This window comes from Providencia vermicola, from assembly GCF_020381325.1.
GTDB lineage: Bacteria > Pseudomonadota > Gammaproteobacteria > Enterobacterales > Enterobacteriaceae > Providencia > Providencia vermicola.
The window spans coordinates 147893-166537 of record NZ_JAGSPI010000003.1; the positions used below are offsets into that span (position 1 = coordinate 147893).

Here is an 18645-nt window from a genome sequence, read left to right on the forward strand (position 1 = left end):
GCTCAATCTCCCTTGAGCTAGCCATTTCTTTTATCTAAACCTTTTCTCTTCCTGATCCACACTTCTGTAAAAAAGATAAAACATTTCCTTTCTTAAGCGAAATCCCCTTATACTCATTTTAGATAATAAACCCTATGGATGAGTATTTATGATTAAATATCAGTCAGCTATGATTATCCTTAACGGCAAGCAATCAAATAACCCTGATCTGCGTAAAGCCATCGCCCATTTGCGCCAAGAAAATTATTTAATAACAGTGCGGATCCCATGGGAAATACAAGACACTCATGATTTTATTGCCGATGCCATAGCGAATAATATTGCCACTGTGATTGCCGCTGGAGGAGATGGCACAATCAATGCAGTTGCAAGTACACTCATGCAATTTCCTGCTGAAAAGCGCCCTACTTTAGGCATTCTCCCTATGGGCACCGCAAATGATTTTGCAACGAGTGCAAATATTCCCTTAGATATTGAATCTGCACTCTCCCTCGCAGTGAAGGGCAAAGCTGTTTCCATTGATATTGCTCAGGTCAATGAAAAATACTTTTTTATTAATATGGCAACGGGAGGTTTTGGCACAAGGATTACTACAGAAACGCCAGAAGCACTTAAATCCGCACTTGGTGGTGCGGCTTATGTGATAAATGGCCTTTTACGCCCAGATACCCTAAAAACAGATATCTGCCGTATTGAATCAGACAATTTTACTTGGGAAGGTGAAACTCTGGTTATCGCAATTGGCAATGGAAAACAGGCAGGTGGAGGCCAACAACTTACCCCTCATGCACTCATCAATGATGGCAAACTTGATTTATTGATAGTCCCTTCAAGAGACGTACTACCCGCTTTATTAAGCAATTTATTTTCAACGGATAAAAATGAGCATTTAATTGAAAAGAGCTTAGCTTGGGTAAAAATTTCTTCCCCTCACACGATGGTATTAAACCTAGATGGAGAACCGTTATCAGGGGATTCCTTCACCTTTCATGTTCAAACAAATGCCATACAATGCAGGCTACCACCACAATGCCACTTGTTAGTCTAAACTGTTTCATATCAGGAAACCTGACTTGCGTTTCCTGATATTCGTTTTGTTACCACCATGCATGGAAATGATGAACAGGCCCAATCCCTTGCCCCACTTCCAAGCTATCAGCTTGTTCTAGCGCAGCTTGCAGATAGGCTTTTGCCTCACTCACTGTCGACTGCCAATCAAGATGGCGTGGACGCAATGCCGCTAATGCCGCAGACAACGTACACCCTGTACCGTGTGTATTTTTCGTGTTAATACGTACAGAAGTAAAGCGCCACTCCCCTTGTGGGGTAATTAGCCAGTCAGGGCTTTGTGTATCTGTTAGGTGCCCCCCCTTCATCAGAACAGCTTGGCAGCCCTTCTCAAGGAGCTTATAGCCTTGTGCCAACATTTCACCTTCTGTTTGCGCCACTTTTTCATCTAATAATGCCGCCGCTTCGGGTAAATTTGGGGTAATTAATGAGACTAATGGTAATAATTGCTGGCTCAGAGCATCAACCGCCTCTGGCAGCAGTAAGGGATCACCACTTTTTGCAACCATCACGGTATCTAACACCACAAACGGAATGAGATATTGTTTCAATGCGTTCGAGACAACCTCCACATTGGCTTGATTAAATAACATACCAATTTTAGCCGTATCGATGCGCACATCACTGAGAACAGAGTCAAGCTGCGCAGCAACAAATTGTGCAGGTAAATCCTGAACAGACTGTACGCCACGCGTATTTTGCGCCACTAATGCTGTCATCACGCTGGTTCCATAAGCCCCAAGTGCCGAGAACGTTTTTAAATCCGCTTGGACACCTGCACCACCTGATGGGTCTGTTCCAGCAATGGTTAACGCATTAATACGCATGAGTGACTCCCCTTTCTAATTAGAAAATACGTCAATATCATCGATATAAGATATGGTTTATAACAAACAATAAAACCGCGTTAATTGTCTCATAACATTTAACAAATGCCAGCGGTTACTGACTGAAATTTAATGAGTTAGTGAATTAAAACCATATTTTTGTATCAGAATGGTCAGCTTGTCTTATAAATAAACATTCGGTAAATGAATATTTTCAACACCGCGCGCGTGCAACTGAGCCGCAAACGTCTCCACTTCAGTTTGAGTGGCTGCGAGCCAATTTGCCGCTTCATTTTTAACACCGTGCTGCTGAAATGCGTTAATTTTTATTCGTGTTGTTAATGGCAATGTGTTGAGGAATTCCGCCAACGCATCGATGTGTTCTTGATAGTCCGTTTGCTGCGGAATATACAATAAGCGCAATTCGTATAATTTTCCTGCATTTGCTAATAATTGAATTGTTTCAAAAACGCGCTGATTATCTTTCCCTGTTAATCGTAATGCACATTCATCATTCCAGGCTTTTAAATCCACCATCACCCCATCGGTGTAATCTATCACCCGCGCCCACCCCGCTTTTGCAAGATGACCGTTGGTATCAATGAAACAGGTTAAATGATTTAGTAATGGTGATGCTTTAATGGCTTTAAACAAATCAATAATAAAGGGAAGCTGAGTTGTCGCTTCCCCACCACTGATCGTGACGCCATTTAAAAACATCACATTTTTATTCAAGCTGCTAATGGCCTCGCTCACGCTCAATGGTGTTGTCATTGGGCTTGAGTTTTTTGTACAGGTTTGCAGGCACGTATCACAAAGCTGGCAAGCTAGATTGTCCCAAATGACTTTACCATCCACCATGGATAGACCACCATGGGGACAGGTAGCGACACAGTCCCCACAGTCGTCACACAACGCCATGGTGTATGGGTTATGGCAATTTAGGCAACGCAAATTGCAACCTTGCAAGAAAATAACTTGCCGATTACCTGGCCCATCAACACACGAGAAGGGAATGATTTTATTCAGTGTAGCGCATCGATTGCTCATGGCTAATCACTCGTTGTTGCCTTGCCGTAATTTTGCAATTTTTTGTCGCTTCTTCACCTAACCATGTAGTATTACTTCTCGACCCTTCTGCTTTGAATTTTTCAATATCGGACAAACGTACCATATACCCCGTAACGCGTACTAAATCATTGCTAGCCACATTTGCCGTAAACTCACGCATCCCACAGCTAAATGCCCCTTTACACAACTGCAAGAGTGCTTGTGGATTTTGCTTGATAGTTTCATCGATCGTTAAGATGTCGCTGATCCCAGATAGGTAGTATTTATGATGCGGCGCGACGGCTTGAATATGTGAAACGGGGTCGGGTTCTTCCCCATAAGGCAATCGCGCTCCTGGCGTGGTGCCAATATCTGAGCTGATCCCAGATTGAGCATGCAACATCGCCCGCTGTTTATAACCATATTTAACGGGGGTCACCTCAACATAATCAGCAAGTTGTTCACTGATTTGATAAGATAATGGCAACGCAGGTGAATTTGGCTCATATTGGCCTTTTAGCCCATCTTTTTCCATTAACAAATTGACGGCTTCAGCTAAACCAAAAATACCAAACATCGGCGCAAAACGCTGTGGCTCAATCAATCCTTCGTGCACAAGGAAGCTAGTTTGGAAGAAGTTAGACTCTTCAAATAAAAACGCACTGCGCGTTTCAATGAGCTCCATTTGTAAATCACAATATTTTTTCAGTTGATTTTGTAAGAAATCATCGGAGTTTTGGCTGCGTAAAGCTACTTCACGTAGGTTGATACGCACCAATGTGCTCCCCCCACCAGCAACAGGCAAAGAGTTATAGCAACTGACAATACCATAGCCTTGCTCATCGAATGCTGCACTATGCACAAGGTCATTGGCAATATGCGGTTTACTGCATTCACAAATGTTCTTAATGGCTTGTAAAAAAAGCGATTCAGGGGTTCTTTGCGGGTGATAAACAAACGTTAAATTTGGCGCGACCTGCTTTAATTCCGCATCAATACGCAGAATAAGACGACAAATAATGTTGTCATCAGGCCCAATGTTCGCGTGCATAAATGCATCAGGTAACGTGCGATCTAACATGACCCAAAAACGTTTTAACTTCGGATAAAGTTGTTCTTCCGTCAACTCCCCCACATAAGGCATTAAAATTTTATCAAGATACCCAAGAAAAACGGGGAATCCAGTGACAGAAGGCACATGGTTATAAATAATCATCAAATGATTAAGCGCATCGTCAAAGTCTTCTGCTGGGGCTAATTCTAAATAGCTGGAGCCCTGTTTAAGAAACTTCACATAATCAGGTAAAACATAACGAGGCTTATAAGGCGCATTCCCTTCATACATGTCGCAAATAACGCGCTCATTTAGCGCTTCAGTTAAGGGCTCGCTCATTGAAAGATAGGGGATATTACTTTCCGCCTCAATGGCTAAAAAGTTGGCTTTTTGTCTAGGTGATAATAATTTATCCGTGGCGATGGCCAAACATTTGGCTTGATAATCGGTTAAAGGTTCTTGGCGCTTCATCATAGGAGTTCCTTATATGTCTAGGTGCTGTACACACCTTGGGCAGTCAATATGCCGCCTATAGACGCATTTCATCCCATTGTTCGCTTTCTTGGTTTGACTCCCGTCATACTTTTTTGAATTGTTTGCACGCTTTTTCTCATAAATGTCTACGGCGTCAACATTATTAATAACAATACTGTAAAAACCAAAAATATTTTGAAATTACAACCTATTAGTAACAAGTAATACGTGTAGTAATCGTCATTTCTTATCGAACCATGATGTACTTGAAGTCTAGAAACTGACCTCTCCCTCAAAATAATGCTCAAGCCTTCCATTAACACTTTTTAGGAAAGCTATACACTGAAATAATATGAATTTAGGCTAATATATGCTTCATGAATAATTTTACTTGTATAACCTTGTTAAGATAGCCTCACTTAATTATTTTTTCTTAACAATTGAATAAATACTGTCATCTTTTGTGTATCTTAATTAAAATAATTCAGCTCATAATTATTATAAAAATGCTAATCTAACAATCATTAGCGAGCTAATTATCATTTATATCAGCGATAAAAAACTGGATCTTCAATGAGAGTTTATAAAAAAAGACAATGGGTCATCGGTGCCTCAATATTAATGGGTGCTTCCGTCTGCATGTCAACACCTGCACTGGCACAAGACCAATCAACCAACCTTTGGGATACCTTCAAAGGAAATGTCAGTTCCACTTGGGATTCCGATAAGTATGAACTGTATGTTCCTGCGGTCACATGGCACAACCGTGCAATGTATGACAAGAAGAAAACAGATGAATACAACGAACGCCCTTGGGGAATTGGTTTTGGTAAATACCGTTATGATGAAGATAATGACTGGCACGCTATTTATGCAATGGCCTTTAAAGATTCACATAACGACTGGGAGCCAATTGGTGGCTACGCCTACCAAAAAATGTGGATCCCTGGCGACCTTGATGGTTTTCGAATGGGAGCAGGTTTCACGCTAAGTGTCACGGCGCGCAAGGACATGTATTACATTCCAATCCCTGCACCGCTTCCTTTAGTTTCAGTGGAATATGACAGGCTTTCACTTCAAGCGACATATATTCCTGGAACCTACAATAACGGAAACGTCTTGTTTGCATGGCTGCGTTGGCAGTGGTAAAGACCTTGTGATACAAAAAAGGCCAGAGATTTTTATCTACTGGCCTTTTTACGCTTTTAATTCTAGCTTCGCTGGCGTTTCGCAAGCTCTTGTTTTTTTGCGCCTGAGAATTGATAACCAATCCAAAGTACGCCAATCCACACTGGGATCATTAGAACAGAAACGCGTAACCCATCCATGGTGAGAATAATACCTAAGATTAACACCAAGAATGCTAAGCATAAGTAGTTACCAAACGGATACCAAATACTTTTAAACTTCGTTGCTACACCTTGTTTATTCATCGCCGCTCTGAATTTCAAGTTTGAGAAGCAAATCATAATCCAATTCAATACCAACGTGGTGACAACTAAAGACATTAATAATTCGAATGCCTTTCCTTCCATCACAAAACTAATCAGTATCCCACCTGACGTTGCAATACCTGAAACCAACAGTGCCATAATAGGAACGCCACCTTTATTCACTTTAGATAAGAATTTTGGGGCATTATTTTGTTCAGCCAAACCAAATAGCATGCGGCTTGTCGCGTAAGCACCGCTGTTATACACAGAAAGCGCCGCAACCAAGATGACAAAGTTTAAGGTGTTCGCAACCAGTAAGTCACCTAATTCATGGAAAATTAAGACGAATGGACTCGTTTTCCCATCAAGGTCAACCCATGGGTAAAGCGCCAACAGCACAGCAAGTGAACCGATATAGAAAATCAGGATGCGGTAAACAACTTGGTTGATGGCTTTTGGAATGCTTTTTTCAGGGTCTTCCGCTTCTGCCGCCGTGATCCCCACCAGCTCTAAACCACCAAACGAAAACATGATAATGGCAAGTGCCATCAGGAGGCCATGAAAATCTTTCGCAAAGAAGCCGCCATATTCCCACAAATTACTCACTTTAGCTTGTGGCCCACCATGACCGCTTAACAGGAGATAACAGCCAAAGATTATCATCGCAACAACAGCGATAACTTTGATTAATGCAAACCAGAATTCCGTTTCACCATAAGAACGAACATTAATCAAGTTTACCGCATTAACGGCGATAAAAAATATCACTGCTGATACCCAAATTGGTAGCTCAGGCCACCAATGTTGCATATATTTTCCTGCCGCAGTTAACTCCGTCATGCCGACAAGAATAAACATAAACCAGTAGTTCCAGCCAGATAAAAAACCCGCAAAACCACCCCAATATTTAAAGGCAAAATGACTAAAAGAACCTGCAACAGGTTCTTGAACAATCATCTCACCCAGTTGGCGCATAATAAGAAAGGCGATAACGCCACACAACGCATAACCTAAAAGAACAGATGGCCCTGCCATTTGTATGGTTGTTGCAATCCCAAGGAATAAGCCTGTACCAACAGCTCCCCCCAATGCAATCAACTGGATATGCCTATTTTTCAATCCCCGTTTTAGCATTTGCTGCTCTTGCGCCATAACTTTACCCTTTTGTCCTATTACTTGCTTTTTATCGTCCAAAATTATAATAATCGGACAAGTTTATTTGAATTTTCTTATTAAAACCACATTCTTATGATGCTGTTTTTTGCATTTAAAATACCTAAAGATATTTTTGATTTATTGCCTATATTTATTCATCCGTTACGCAACGATACTGAATAATTATTATCGCGCTTCAATATCAAGTATTGTGCATTAAAAAGCAAATTCAAAATGGTAACAAGTCGGTTACACGACAAATTCCAACAATAAAGTTATCTCCACCTTGATCGCACACGTTATCCATAGCAAGTAAGTAAAGAAACAAGCAAACTAACAAGACACTCACGGTGATAACAATGATACGGCTGAACACTGGGCATTCCTTCAAAATAACAAAGATGATTTTTATTTTTCAAATGATTACAATACTTATGCACTATCATTTTATGACTGTGCATTTTGTCTGTATTGCGGGTAAATTTTCGAATAACGAATAGTACGCCAATTCATTACTTGAAATTTGAGGAAAATAAGCAATTGGCACATCTTTACAATAATTATGCTTATTTTAAGCGCTATCCTTTGTTAACTTATTCTGTTTGTGCTTTTTTTATTCAAAAATTGCTGAATATCGCACAACCAGCCTTTGTCATGGGGAAATGAAGTTGTGTATACTTCTACTACCGTAAAACAAGAAATCATTTGAGATGCCACAAGATAACCACTTAGCACTTGTCTATGCGTTGAGTAAATGGATAGAAGAACATTTAGGTCGAGTCATACATCTAGAAGAGCTCGCAGCCTACTCTGGCTACTCACTTTGGCATATGCAAAAAATATTCAAAGAAGTCACAGGGATTTCCTTAGGAAAATACATTCGCCAGCGCCGTTTAGCCGGGGCTGTTAATTTATTACGTAATAGTAGCCAATCTATCTTCGATATCGCTCTCGATTTTGGTTTTGGTTCCCAATCTCACTTTACTTATATGTTCCGTAAAGAGTATGGCATTACCCCCTTTGATTTTAGGCAAAATGACCAAATTCAACTCGATGTAAAACAACCACTGCACTTAACCCGAGAGTATGAGTGAACATGTGTTAATCACATTAATTCTTTGAATTTACTAATTAATGTTCTAACACATTGTCATTTCAACCAATCATTCAGTTTAATACTTTGAACAGTTGCTGAAATTATGCACTGTTCAAGGACGATTTTGCGTCTCCATGACTTAATTTATACCCACTTAGATAATTTACATTCCAAATAATTAGAGTAAGGTACAGTGGTAATGTATTAACTTCAGGAGGCAGTGGATGTCTATCAAACTGGTTGCTATTGATTTAGATGGCACATTACTCAATCCCCAACACCAAATCTCCCCAGCAGTTAAAGAAGCCGTCATACAAGCCAGTCAAAAAGGGGTTTATGTTGTGCTTGCATCAGGACGCCCTTATTCAGGGATCGCCCCTTACCTTAAAGAGTTAGGCTTAAATACCGCTAATAACTATTGCATAAGTAATAATGGCAGTGTTATCCATCAAGCTAGCGATGGCAGCCATTTAGTGGAAGTGCCGCTAGATTTTGATGATTTCCAGTATTTTGAAGAACTTACCAGAAATGTAGGTATTCACATGCATGCCCTTGCGGACAATACTATGTTCACTGCTAATCGTCATATTAGCCACTATACTGTGATGGACGCCTATCTCACTAATACCCCATTGGTATATTGTCCTGTCAATGAAATGGACACATCCCTTGCTTTCACGAAGTTTATGATGATTGACCATCCTGAAACCTTAGAAACGGGTATTAGCTACATTCCTGAGAATGTCTTCGACAATTATGCATTAACGAGAACCAGTCCTTATTTTCTTGAAGTATCGAATAAAGCAGCGAATAAAGGTGCCGCACTTCAGATTATTTGTGAAAAATTAGGCCTTACACCCGATAAAGTCATGAGTATTGGCGATCAAAATAATGATATTCAAATGCTGCAATATGCCAGCGTTTCTGTCGCGATGGAAAATGCGGTTGAGTCCATACGGAGAATGGCAAAATTTGTCACCACGACCAATGAAGAAGATGGTGTGGCAATCGCCATAAATAAATTTATTAATGTGTAATCTCTAAATTAAACAGAAAACAGCTCACATCTTGAGCTGTTTTTTCCTCTATTTAACCTGTTTTTGCCGGGTCGCAAGAAAACAAATAATTGAACCAATTGTTACCATTAATACCCCTTGCCAAAAACCGAGTGTTAATGCAGTACTCAATAAAATGGATGCAAACGCTGTTGAAATAACGGGGGTGAAATATGAAAGTGTGCCCAAAAAGGCCACATTGCCTTTGATAACAGCGAAAGTCCACAATGCATTCGCACCACCTGTCGCAATAGCAGCGATAAGAAGAAGCGTCAGGCTATTTGTTGTAAGATTAAATTCACTTGGTGCGCTAAATAAATAGAGGATCCACAGCCCTATCGCCGTCATAATAAAAAATAACACCATTCCATTGTGCCCACCTGAAATACGTTTCGTCACATTGCTATAAAATGACCAGAAGATCGCGCCAATAAAGGCTAGGAAATAACAGAGTGGGTTACTTTGAATATTGGTTAAAATAGACTCAGTGGAAAGTGGCTGATCGCCAGAAATAACCCAGACAAGCCCCATAAACGCAAGAATTAACCCTATAGCAAGTAATACGGTAAAACGCTGGCGATTAAAAAAAACGGCTAAAGCGATAGTAAAACTTGGCCATAGATAATTCACCATTCCTAGCTCAATCGCTTGCTGACGGTTATTGGCTAAACCCAGTGCTAGTACAAAACATATTTCATAGCTAACAAACAGTAATGTTCCCCAAAATAAATAACGTTTAGGGTATTGCTTTATCTTTGGAAGACCCATTGCTAAAACTAAAACAATCGAGCCAATGGTATACACTAATGCTGCGCCACCGACAGGGCCGAAGTTTTCACTAACACTACGGATCAGCCCAACCATGGTGCTCCACAATAGGATAGAAATAACCCCATACAGTGTCGCTGCGTATTGACCTAATTTCATGATTTTCTCTGCCAGTTACACCAAACAATATGCCTGATAACAAAATTATTATTCTTTTAAAAAACCTTATAGCTCAACACATTGGAATGCAAGCACTTTTCTTTACATAAAAAAAATTCCTAGGTATTAACCTAAGAATTTTATGATTTAATGTTTTTTTAGTTAACGGGAGCTTTCTTTTTCAACCCATTTTTCAACCTGCTCTTTTTCCCAAATCCCTTCTTCAAATTGTTTTTTTAATTCAGGATGTTGGTTGATATCAAATGTGGGAATTTTCCCCGCGGCTAATTGTTGGTTGTAATCTTTGGCTAGTTTAAATGCGATACCCGATAATAAAAGAATTGCAATGAGGTTTGTCACGGCCATTAACCCCATAGATAAATCAGCTAACTTCCAGATAAATGGCATTTCGGCCAACGCACCAAACATCACCATACCAAGTGCCGCTAAACGGAAAATAAATAGCCCCGCAGTATGGTTATTCTCTAGAAAGATCATATTACTTTCAGCGTAAGCATAATTTGCAATGATTGACGTAAAAGCAAAGAAAAATATAGCGACCGCAATAAATGTGCTCCCCCAACTTCCCACCGCTGATGACAATGCTAACTGTGTCAATTCAATGCCATTAATTTTATCAACCCCACTATCTAATACCCCAGACGATAAAATAATAATGGCTGTTGCGCTACAAATCACGATTGTATCCATAAAGACCCCAAGCATTTGAACATACCCTTGGGAAGCTGGATGAGGCGGATAAGGAGAGGCTGAGGCTGCCGCATTTGGTGCTGACCCCATTCCCGCTTCATTAGAAAATAAGCCCCGCTGAATGCCTTGAGTCATCGCTTGGGCGACACCATAACCCACTGCGCCTCCTGCAGCTTCTTGTAGCCCAAACGCATTACGAATAATCATCATAAACACATCGGGTAAGCGTTCGATATGGTGTCCGACAACCCAGAAAGCTAAAAGCAAGTATGCGAGCGCCATAATAGGTACAACAAGCTCTGCCACTTTTGCTATTGATTTTAATCCACCAAAAATAATCACACCACTCAGAATAACTAAGCTGATACCGACATAAAGTGGGTTGAAGTCAAAAGCAACTGCGGTCGCTTGAGCGATTGAATTAGCCTGAACGGCGTTAAATACTAACCCAAATGCAATAATAAGAAAAACTGAAAAAAGGATACCCATCCAACGTTGATTCAGCCCCTTTTGCATATAATAAGAAGGCCCGCCACGGTAATTTCCTTGGTCATCTTTTGTTTTATACAGCTGCGCTAATGTACATTCGACAAATGACGTTGCCATTCCAAGTAAAGCTACTACCCACATCCAAAATATCGCACCAGGCCCCCCTGCTGTTAATGCGATAGCGACACCCGTTAAATTTCCTGTACCAACACGCGCTGCTAGGCTGGTACATAATGCCTGGAATGAAGAAATCCCAGCACTATCAGATTGTTTACTATTTTTCAGAATACCAAACATATGACTAAAATGCCTAATTTGAATAAAGCCTGAACGAATCGTGAAATACAACCCTGCACCGAGTAGCAAATAAATGAGTAGCGAACCCCAAATAATATTCGTTAATGAATTTATAAATTCTATCAAATTACTCTCCTTTTTTATTAAATAAGCCAACGTAAATCGTTAGCAATTAATTTCGCCCCATATCAGCCAAATATTTAAATATAACCACTAAAATAAAAACGTAATTAATGTACAACTCAATCTGTCATTGAAATTATATTTTTTTATCTTTAATGTAAATTCATTTCTCTCTTCACTGTTCATTAACCGCAAAAAATACAAAAACTCAAATTAAATCAAATACAGAAAAAACAAAATAACCAAAAAAATCAAAAGCATAAAAAATAAAATTAAATTACCACCCTTAAATAATCAATCGTTTGATTTTTAGCTATTTTTTTAAACTATTAACTATTTTAGTTAATAGTTAATCTTAATTCATTATGTGAAATTAAAGTAAAGTTATTATCTTAAATATAAAATATATTTTTAAATTATATTTTAAATAATCGCCAATAATTTTTATTTTAAATTTAAAGCAGTGCCACTTTATTATTTCATAAAAAGTTCAGCGTTTTAAATCACATCATGATAGTCAAAAAACGAATATTGCTTATACCTTCTGATAACAATACACTGAACGTAAATTCGCTTTATTGACAAGAGGTTAACATATGGAAATTACGATTAAAGTATCTGATGACTCAATTGAACAGCTCCCTGCTAAAACTTATGATGCATTTTGTGCAGAGCTAAAAGCGCGTGTTTTAGAAGTCTACCCTAGCAGTAACTTATTAATTACTCATGACAGTGGGCCAACAACTTTCTCAACCCAGGGTTTTCATAACGATAATGAAGCTCATATCGTTTTACATGAGCTTGTTGAAGATGTTTTAAAACACGGACATTGGCTGAAAAATAATTAATCACCATTATTCACGGCAGCTGACGGTCGCTTTATAGCAACAGTCAGCTTCTTATCTCCTCAAAATCCCCCAACTTTCATCTTCATATCCCTAAAGCCTGATCAAGATCATAGTTAACAAGGTATTTATACTCTCTTCTCTAAAATCACTTTACCTCCAATCGTTATATGATAAAGTATATAACGTAATTTTCATTTACATTGCTTTTGCTAATTTATAGCGGCCAGTATTTATACTGGCTCTTTTTTATGAAATCATGCGAAATGCAACTCAACATCCCCGTTTTAGTCCTAATCTGCTATAGTAGTTTCTAGATATTATTTAGAGTAACTATTCATTGAGTGCAAACAGAGGTATGACTATGAAGCGTTTATTACTGGCTCTTTGCCTGTCACCAGCTTTAACCATGGCAGCCAATGCCCCTTTAAATATTAGTGAACTGGCTAAGGATTATTGTGAAATAACAGGCCAAGCGCTAAACGAAGCATACAGCACTAACAAAAGCAGTAGTGACCTAACCCTTGAAACAATTGAAAAATTGAAAAAGGAAAATGTCGATTTGAAAAAGCTGGAGACGGTTGAGACAGACCTTCGCCAAAACCTCACATCCGCTATTGATGCAATTCGTAACAATAAATCTCAGTTTAAGAATAACGAAGAGTTTGCTAAATCATTAAATGACTCAATCTCTGCGTGTAAAATTCAAACTGAGTTACTCCTGAACAAATCGTAATCAGAATAAATCTCATCAAGATAAGAGCGCAATCGTAAAATTGCGCTCTTTTTCATATTAAGGTGCTTTAGCACATAATTTTTCTATTGATAATTTCAGCTCTGATGTTTCACTTACAATCAGTTGAGTATGCTCTGAAATCTTACCTTCTTGCACACTCACATTGGCAACAAATGGAAGCATCTCATCTTGCGAAGACGTTCGATATAGCCCACAAACTCGATAGCTATTCCCCTCTTTATATTCACTCTTCAACGCAATTCTGACGTCCTTAAATGTGACCTCGCCTGATTGGTTTAACTTCTTATCTACCAATTGCTTAGCTGTATTTTCAACATCTGAATCACCAATAGTGCTATAAAAATGATAGGCAAAAACCCCCAGAGCTAACAATAAAACGATCAAGAGCTTTGTTTTTATACGTTTCAACCAGTTATCCTTCATATGATATGTTTGCTTAACTCATTATAATGATATAAGTACCATAACAGTGAACAAAATGAGCCTTTGAGGTCGCTAGTTTTTGACTTCTTGTACGCATTTTCTTATTTAATAACCAATCACATTTTTTCATGAGAATCATTCATTTTTATTAGTATCAATATTAGTTATTTTTATATCGTTTTATTAATCATTGATAAAAAAAACATTTTAAGTTTTTTCTTATCGATTTATACTTAACACATTCCAGTATCTTTATTGTTAATTAATTTATGAAAGAAAAAATCGTTAAAAATTTAGTTGAATTAACTTATGGCACAAACAATGATGTTAAAATCGCAGCAATTAATGCACTCGGTGATTATAAATGTTCTATTGAACAGCAACATGCGATAGACCGGTTATTAAATCTATGCGACGATTACAATAAAGATATTGCTGTTGCTTCAATCACCTCACTCAGTAAACTTGCAAAATTCTTTTCAGAAAATCAATAGATTAACTTACATTTAATTATTTTAACAATTTATTTTCATTGTGAGAAAATAATGAATTAAAGTTGTATGAAATATGATTTATTCATTTATATAAGTAAATTAAATTGAATTAATTTATTTAGCTGCCAATATAATAATTAATAAATATTCTAAAGGGGATAAAATATGAATATTCTTAAACCGTTAATTATTTCGACAAGTTTACTGGCAGCAAGTTTCTCAACATTCGCATATCATGGTGATGGCTACGGAAATAGTAATGGTTCTTGGCATCGAGGCGGGTACCAAAATCAGCAACAGTATAATAATCGCCCTTGCGATAACTATCGCAATAATAACTATAATAGACACCACCAGGGTATGATGCAATATTCAACATCAATACAAACAAGTCAACCTGAAGAAGCACTTAAAAAAATAGTTGCAGATGTTCCTAAAGGTGAAAATGGCAAACAATATATGGTTAAAGTTGCCGTGGTCGAAATCACACCGAATACACAAGTACAATCCCAGTAATTGAAAACTCAGGGTAGTAAATGCTACCCTGTTAGTTATTTAACCCGTTTATTCTTACAGGCCAATAGGCTGATAACCTTGCCACTGTGGGATAAAGTGCTCTCCCTGTTTGTTTTCTGTTAGGTGAATATAAAAATCACCAACTTGATGTAGTAATACGCAGTCATCCACATCTTTCAAATTATCTTTATGTTGTTGCTGGCTATCAACGAGTAGCGTTTTAATCGCTTTTTGTTTCGCTTCCGCCGCTGTTTTTCCAACAAACAAGTCAAACTCATGTAATTCAGCTAAATTGTTTGGGGCATAGCCACCTACGTTAACAAAGTAAAGCTTATAATCATCCTTTGATGGTTCTCGACGCAATGTCACATCAAACCCATCTACCCATTGGATAGATGTATAGCCATCGATATGTATCTTATCTTTGTCCCCAAACCATGCTTCCCTCAATACAGGCCAAGCATCCGTTGGTTTTTCTGCAACTACAAACTGAACATCATGCACCTCAATGTTAGATTTACCCGCATTACCACCAATATAAAACATAAATAATTTCACTTTTACTCCGATTTAACCATTATCGTTATATTTTTAATTATACAGCCAATGGAATTCAGCTAGCAATTACTATTGTTTTTCGGTTACATACAATCATTAAAAACATAACAAAGTGAATAAAAAATCACTTTATCTATATAATTATTTACTTTGAAATTATTTTAAGTAACCTAGTAATCTCAAAAATAATAATTTCAGGGAATAATTATGGATCGTCGTTCATTTCTAAAATCTACTTCATTAGTCGCAGGTGGTTTAGCGCTAAACTCGTTGATAAACCAGGCTGTAGCAAAAACACCAACAGTAGAACTACCTGATGCTAAGCATCCGTTATTGCTTAATTTCAATGAAAACTCATTAGGGATGTCACCAAAGGCTAAAGATGCAATTATTGCCGCGTTACCTAATTCTTTTCGCTATCCTGACGATGCTAGAGCTGAATTAATCACCAGTATTGGCTCTCTTTATGATTTATCTGATAAACATGTCAGCATCGGTAATGGCTCATCAGAAACCATTCAAGCTACTGTTGCCATGTTGGCAAATAAAGCTAAAAGCCAAGAGAAAAAAATTCAACTTATCACTCCTGATCCTACATTTAATTATGCCGAGCTGTACTCACTTCCACTTGGTGTACAAATTACAAAGGTTCCTCTAAAAGCCGATTTATCTTTTGATTTACAAAAAATGGAGCAAGCCGCAAATAATTTTGATGGTTTATCCATGATTTATATCTGTAATCCAAACAACCCAACAGCCATGATTACTCCTCATGGTCAGTTAGATGGCTGGATGAGTAAGGCATCCGATAACCAATTTTTCATTGTTGATGAGGCTTATGCTGAGTTTGTCGAAGACCCTAACTTTGTCAGTGCAATAGAATTAGTTAAAAAAGGCCAAAAAAATCTTATTGTTACGCGTACATTTTCAAAAATATTTGCGCTAGCAGGGCTGCGTGTTGGTTATGGAGTAGCGATACCAGAGGTTATTGCTTCCGTAGATGAATTTTTATCTATTGATAACACAAATACAGCTGGAGCTGTTGCCGCTCTCGCCTCATTAAAAGATAAAACCTTTATCGCACACAGCCTTAAATCCAACAATTTATCGCGTAAAATTGTCGAAACAGCACTAAACGAACTGGGATTAGAATATGCGCCTTCGCAGGCAAACTTTATTTTTCATAAAGTGAAAGGCGATGTAAAAACCTATAAGCAACGTATGGCCGATGCAAATGTGATGGTAGGAAGAGAATTCCCACCCGCTGTAGGCTGGAACCGTTTAACATTAGGAACCCCTGAAGAAATGGAACAATTCGTCACAGTCCTAAAAGAATTTCACAAAAAAGGTTGGGCATAATATAGCTCCTCCAGCACTACCAAAATAAAAGGAACACGTATTGACCTCCCCCTTTTATTTTTTTTAAAAAGGGCCTTTGAAAATAAAGAAGGCCCCCGCAAAAATAAGGGCAAAACCAATAATATGATTAACTGTTATGCTCTCCCCTAAATATAAAACTGAAAAGAGCACAAAAACACAAAGAGTGATAACTTCCTGCATTGTTTTCAATTCTGCAGCACTATAAAACTGATGCCCCAACCGGTTTGCAGGCACAGCAAAGCAATATTCAACAAAAGCAATTAGCCAACTAAAAAATACCACCACATATAAAGGCTTCGTCGTAAACTTCAAATGTCCATACCAAGCAAACATCATGAACACATTTGAAATGATAAGTAAAAATACAGGGTATAATTTTGCTAGCATGTTAATTTCATAGTAAGAAGATAATTTGCATCATTATGAAATGAAAAAATCGCGATTTCAATAAGGTGTAATTAGGCTAATTATTTCATTCTAAAATTTATTTCAGCTAGGACAAATGGAGAGTTAAATGTTTATTCAATATCGCTTAATGGATCTGACAGATAGCCCCAAAGTCGCTCATTTATTACAAGCTAATGCCCCCTCTAACCATGGTGACCTTCTTGGCGAATTTCCACTTCCTAAGGTCAAGGGAATGTTGATGGGAAGCTCAGGAACCATTATTGCGGTAGCAGCTCAAGACGTAATTGGTGTAGTTTTTAGCTTTAGGTCGTCATCGGCCACATTACCCCCTTTAGCTTCATTTATTATCGAACAGTTTCCTCACCTAATGAAAGATAATTGGCTCTATGGCCCTGTTTGTATCAATAAAGAATACAGAGGCAAAGATATTCTCAAAACGTTATATGACAAAGTTTGCGCACTCAATACAGGTAAACCGGTTGCTTTTATTAACACCAAAAATTTACGTTCATTAGCGGCTCACCAGAAATTAGGTATGAGTATTGCCGCTAACTTTATCTTCGATGAAATAGAATACTATTTAGTTATCGGTAGATGAAATTTTTAGTACCACTTAGTACATTTTTATTTTAATTTGTTCATATTTTGATAAACTAGATGCATTATTGTATTAAGGAGTACATTTTATGGCGGATTTTCTTACTGTAAACCAAAAAGCATGGGACAAACAGGCAGAGTCGCAACAAGCTTGGTCAACACCTGTTGATTCACAAACCATTCTTGATGCTAAACAAGGTCACTGGCAAGTTCACCTTACCCCTACCCCCGTTTCAAAAGATTGGCTAGGTGATATTAAAGGGAAAAAAATTCTTTGCCTAGCATCCGGTGGTGGCCAGCAAGCTCCAGTATTAGCAGCTGCGGGTGCGCAAGTTACCGTTTTTGACTTTTCAATAAAACAACTTGAACAAGATATAATGGTCGCAGAACGAGATCATTTAACATTAGAAACTGTACAAGGTGATATGCGTTCGTTATCTATGTTTGCTTGCGAAGAATTTGATATTATTTTTCACCCTATATCTAACCTATATATTCCAGATGTAAATCCTGTATGGCAAGAATGCCATCGTGTATTAAAAACAGAAGGGAAATTATTATCTAGCTTTTTTAACCCTGTAGTTTTTATTGGCGACCGGGATAAAAAATACCATGAGCAAGGTCTTATAAAACCAAGTTATACTATGCCTTTTTCGGAATTAAGCACTTTATCTGAAGAGCAAATTACACATAAGACTGAACAACAAGAAGCCTTTGTGTTTGGCCATTCTTTAAATGATTTAATTGGTGGACAAATTAAAGCTGGCTTCCATATTGCAGGTTTTGAGGAAGATTGGCAGCCACATCCACGTTTTATTGTTGACCGTTATTTACCAACATTCCTATCAACATTAGCGATTAAAATCCGCTAAAATCCTACATTGGTTAGCCTATTAGCTAATCAATGT

The 18645-nt window shown here is 38.1% G+C and carries 21 protein-coding genes; 11 read left to right on the forward strand and 10 right to left on the reverse strand.

The window, feature by feature from the left end:
- Positions 1-148 precede the first annotated feature (148 nt).
- The gene (yegS, locus tag KDJ85_RS05420) at positions 149-1048 is read left to right on the forward strand and encodes a lipid kinase YegS (RefSeq protein WP_225818787.1); all 900 of its coding nucleotides are present in this window, start codon (positions 149-151) and stop codon (positions 1046-1048) included.
- A 49-nt stretch (positions 1049-1097) separates the two neighbouring features.
- On the opposite strand, the gene thiD is transcribed toward yegS, so the two are convergent.
- The 3 genes from thiD to KDJ85_RS05435 all read right to left on the reverse strand — a co-directional run bounded on the left by thiD (position 1098) and on the right by KDJ85_RS05435 (position 4473).
- Positions 1098-1895 carry a bifunctional hydroxymethylpyrimidine kinase/phosphomethylpyrimidine kinase gene (gene thiD, locus KDJ85_RS05425; protein ID WP_225818788.1) on the reverse strand — a complete coding sequence of 266 codons (798 nt, stop codon included), beginning with the start codon at positions 1893-1895 and terminating at the stop codon, positions 1098-1100.
- A gap of 183 nt (positions 1896-2078) precedes the next feature.
- Positions 2079-2945: a YjjW family glycine radical enzyme activase gene (locus tag KDJ85_RS05430; protein ID WP_225818789.1), complete on the reverse strand. Its 867-nt coding sequence runs from the start codon at positions 2943-2945 to the stop codon at positions 2079-2081.
- The gene (locus KDJ85_RS05435; RefSeq protein WP_225818790.1) at positions 2917-4473 is read right to left on the reverse strand and encodes a YjjI family glycine radical enzyme; all 1557 of its coding nucleotides are present in this window, start codon (positions 4471-4473) and stop codon (positions 2917-2919) included. The genes KDJ85_RS05430 and KDJ85_RS05435 overlap by 29 nt, the downstream gene beginning before the upstream one ends.
- A 573-nt stretch (positions 4474-5046) precedes the next feature.
- Here KDJ85_RS05435 and pagP point away from each other — a divergent pair.
- Positions 5047-5622 (forward strand): lipid IV(A) palmitoyltransferase PagP, encoded by a 576-nt coding sequence (gene pagP, locus KDJ85_RS05440; protein WP_225818791.1) that lies wholly within the window; start codon positions 5047-5049, stop codon positions 5620-5622.
- Positions 5623-5684: 62 nt separating this feature from the next.
- On the opposite strand, the gene KDJ85_RS05445 is transcribed toward pagP, so the two are convergent.
- Together KDJ85_RS05445 and mgrB are read right to left on the reverse strand one after the other, a co-directional pair.
- Positions 5685-7058 carry an amino acid permease gene (locus tag KDJ85_RS05445; RefSeq protein WP_225818792.1) on the reverse strand — a complete coding sequence of 458 codons (1374 nt, stop codon included), beginning with the start codon at positions 7056-7058 and terminating at the stop codon, positions 5685-5687.
- A gap of 232 nt (positions 7059-7290) precedes the next feature.
- Positions 7291-7425 (reverse strand): PhoP/PhoQ regulatory lipoprotein MgrB, encoded by a 135-nt coding sequence (gene mgrB / locus KDJ85_RS05450; RefSeq protein WP_432652755.1) that lies wholly within the window; start codon positions 7423-7425, stop codon positions 7291-7293.
- A gap of 346 nt (positions 7426-7771) precedes the next feature.
- On the opposite strand from mgrB, the gene KDJ85_RS05455 reads away from it, so the two are divergent.
- Both KDJ85_RS05455 and yidA read left to right on the forward strand, forming a co-directional pair.
- Positions 7772-8155, forward strand: a complete 384-nt coding sequence (locus KDJ85_RS05455) for a helix-turn-helix domain-containing protein (RefSeq protein ID WP_206086481.1) — start codon at positions 7772-7774, stop codon at positions 8153-8155.
- A gap of 226 nt (positions 8156-8381) precedes the next feature.
- Positions 8382-9194 carry a sugar-phosphatase gene (yidA, locus tag KDJ85_RS05460; protein ID WP_225818793.1) on the forward strand — a complete coding sequence of 271 codons (813 nt, stop codon included), beginning with the start codon at positions 8382-8384 and terminating at the stop codon, positions 9192-9194.
- Positions 9195-9242: 48 nt separating this feature from the next.
- Here the strand turns inward: yidA and yddG are convergent, their stop codons facing one another.
- Both yddG and KDJ85_RS05470 read right to left on the reverse strand, forming a co-directional pair.
- The gene (yddG, locus tag KDJ85_RS05465) at positions 9243-10139 is read right to left on the reverse strand and encodes an aromatic amino acid DMT transporter YddG (RefSeq protein ID WP_225818794.1); all 897 of its coding nucleotides are present in this window, start codon (positions 10137-10139) and stop codon (positions 9243-9245) included.
- Between the two features lie 162 nt (positions 10140-10301).
- Positions 10302-11762 (reverse strand): alanine/glycine:cation symporter family protein, encoded by a 1461-nt coding sequence (locus tag KDJ85_RS05470; protein ID WP_225818795.1) that lies wholly within the window; start codon positions 11760-11762, stop codon positions 10302-10304.
- Between the two features lie 593 nt (positions 11763-12355).
- Here KDJ85_RS05470 and KDJ85_RS05475 point away from each other — a divergent pair.
- Entirely contained in the window at positions 12356-12607 is a 252-nt protein-coding gene (locus KDJ85_RS05475) for a DinI family protein (RefSeq protein ID WP_225818796.1), read from the forward strand.
- 361 nt (positions 12608-12968) lie between these two features.
- Positions 12969-13340 (forward strand): hypothetical protein, encoded by a 372-nt coding sequence (locus KDJ85_RS05480; protein ID WP_225818797.1) that lies wholly within the window; start codon positions 12969-12971, stop codon positions 13338-13340.
- A gap of 57 nt (positions 13341-13397) precedes the next feature.
- Here the strand turns inward: KDJ85_RS05480 and KDJ85_RS05485 are convergent, their stop codons facing one another.
- A complete protein-coding gene (locus KDJ85_RS05485) occupies positions 13398-13769 on the reverse strand; it encodes a hypothetical protein (protein ID WP_225818798.1) in 372 nt (123 codons plus the stop codon).
- A 284-nt stretch (positions 13770-14053) separates the two neighbouring features.
- Between KDJ85_RS05485 and KDJ85_RS05490 the strand changes: the two genes are divergently transcribed.
- Positions 14054-14278 (forward strand): HEAT repeat domain-containing protein, encoded by a 225-nt coding sequence (locus KDJ85_RS05490; protein WP_225818799.1) that lies wholly within the window; start codon positions 14054-14056, stop codon positions 14276-14278.
- Between the two features lie 165 nt (positions 14279-14443).
- Complete coding sequence (locus KDJ85_RS05495) at positions 14444-14794, forward strand: hypothetical protein (RefSeq protein WP_225818800.1); 351 nt, start codon at positions 14444-14446, stop codon at positions 14792-14794.
- 54 nt (positions 14795-14848) lie between these two features.
- On the opposite strand, the gene KDJ85_RS05500 is transcribed toward KDJ85_RS05495, so the two are convergent.
- Entirely contained in the window at positions 14849-15352 is a 504-nt protein-coding gene (locus tag KDJ85_RS05500) for a DUF1543 domain-containing protein (RefSeq protein ID WP_225818801.1), read from the reverse strand.
- A gap of 207 nt (positions 15353-15559) precedes the next feature.
- On the opposite strand from KDJ85_RS05500, the gene KDJ85_RS05505 reads away from it, so the two are divergent.
- Positions 15560-16711: a pyridoxal phosphate-dependent aminotransferase gene (locus tag KDJ85_RS05505; RefSeq protein WP_225818802.1), complete on the forward strand. Its 1152-nt coding sequence runs from the start codon at positions 15560-15562 to the stop codon at positions 16709-16711.
- Between the two features lie 63 nt (positions 16712-16774).
- Here KDJ85_RS05505 and KDJ85_RS05510 read toward each other — a convergent pair whose 3' ends face one another.
- Entirely contained in the window at positions 16775-17119 is a 345-nt protein-coding gene (locus KDJ85_RS05510) for a DMT family protein (RefSeq protein ID WP_225818803.1), read from the reverse strand.
- A gap of 127 nt (positions 17120-17246) precedes the next feature.
- On the opposite strand from KDJ85_RS05510, the gene KDJ85_RS05515 reads away from it, so the two are divergent.
- Positions 17247-17738 (forward strand): N-acetyltransferase, encoded by a 492-nt coding sequence (locus KDJ85_RS05515; protein WP_225818804.1) that lies wholly within the window; start codon positions 17247-17249, stop codon positions 17736-17738.
- Between the two features lie 88 nt (positions 17739-17826).
- Positions 17827-18609 (forward strand): class I SAM-dependent methyltransferase, encoded by a 783-nt coding sequence (locus KDJ85_RS05520; RefSeq protein WP_225818805.1) that lies wholly within the window; start codon positions 17827-17829, stop codon positions 18607-18609.
- The last annotated feature ends 36 nt before the right edge of the window (positions 18610-18645 follow it).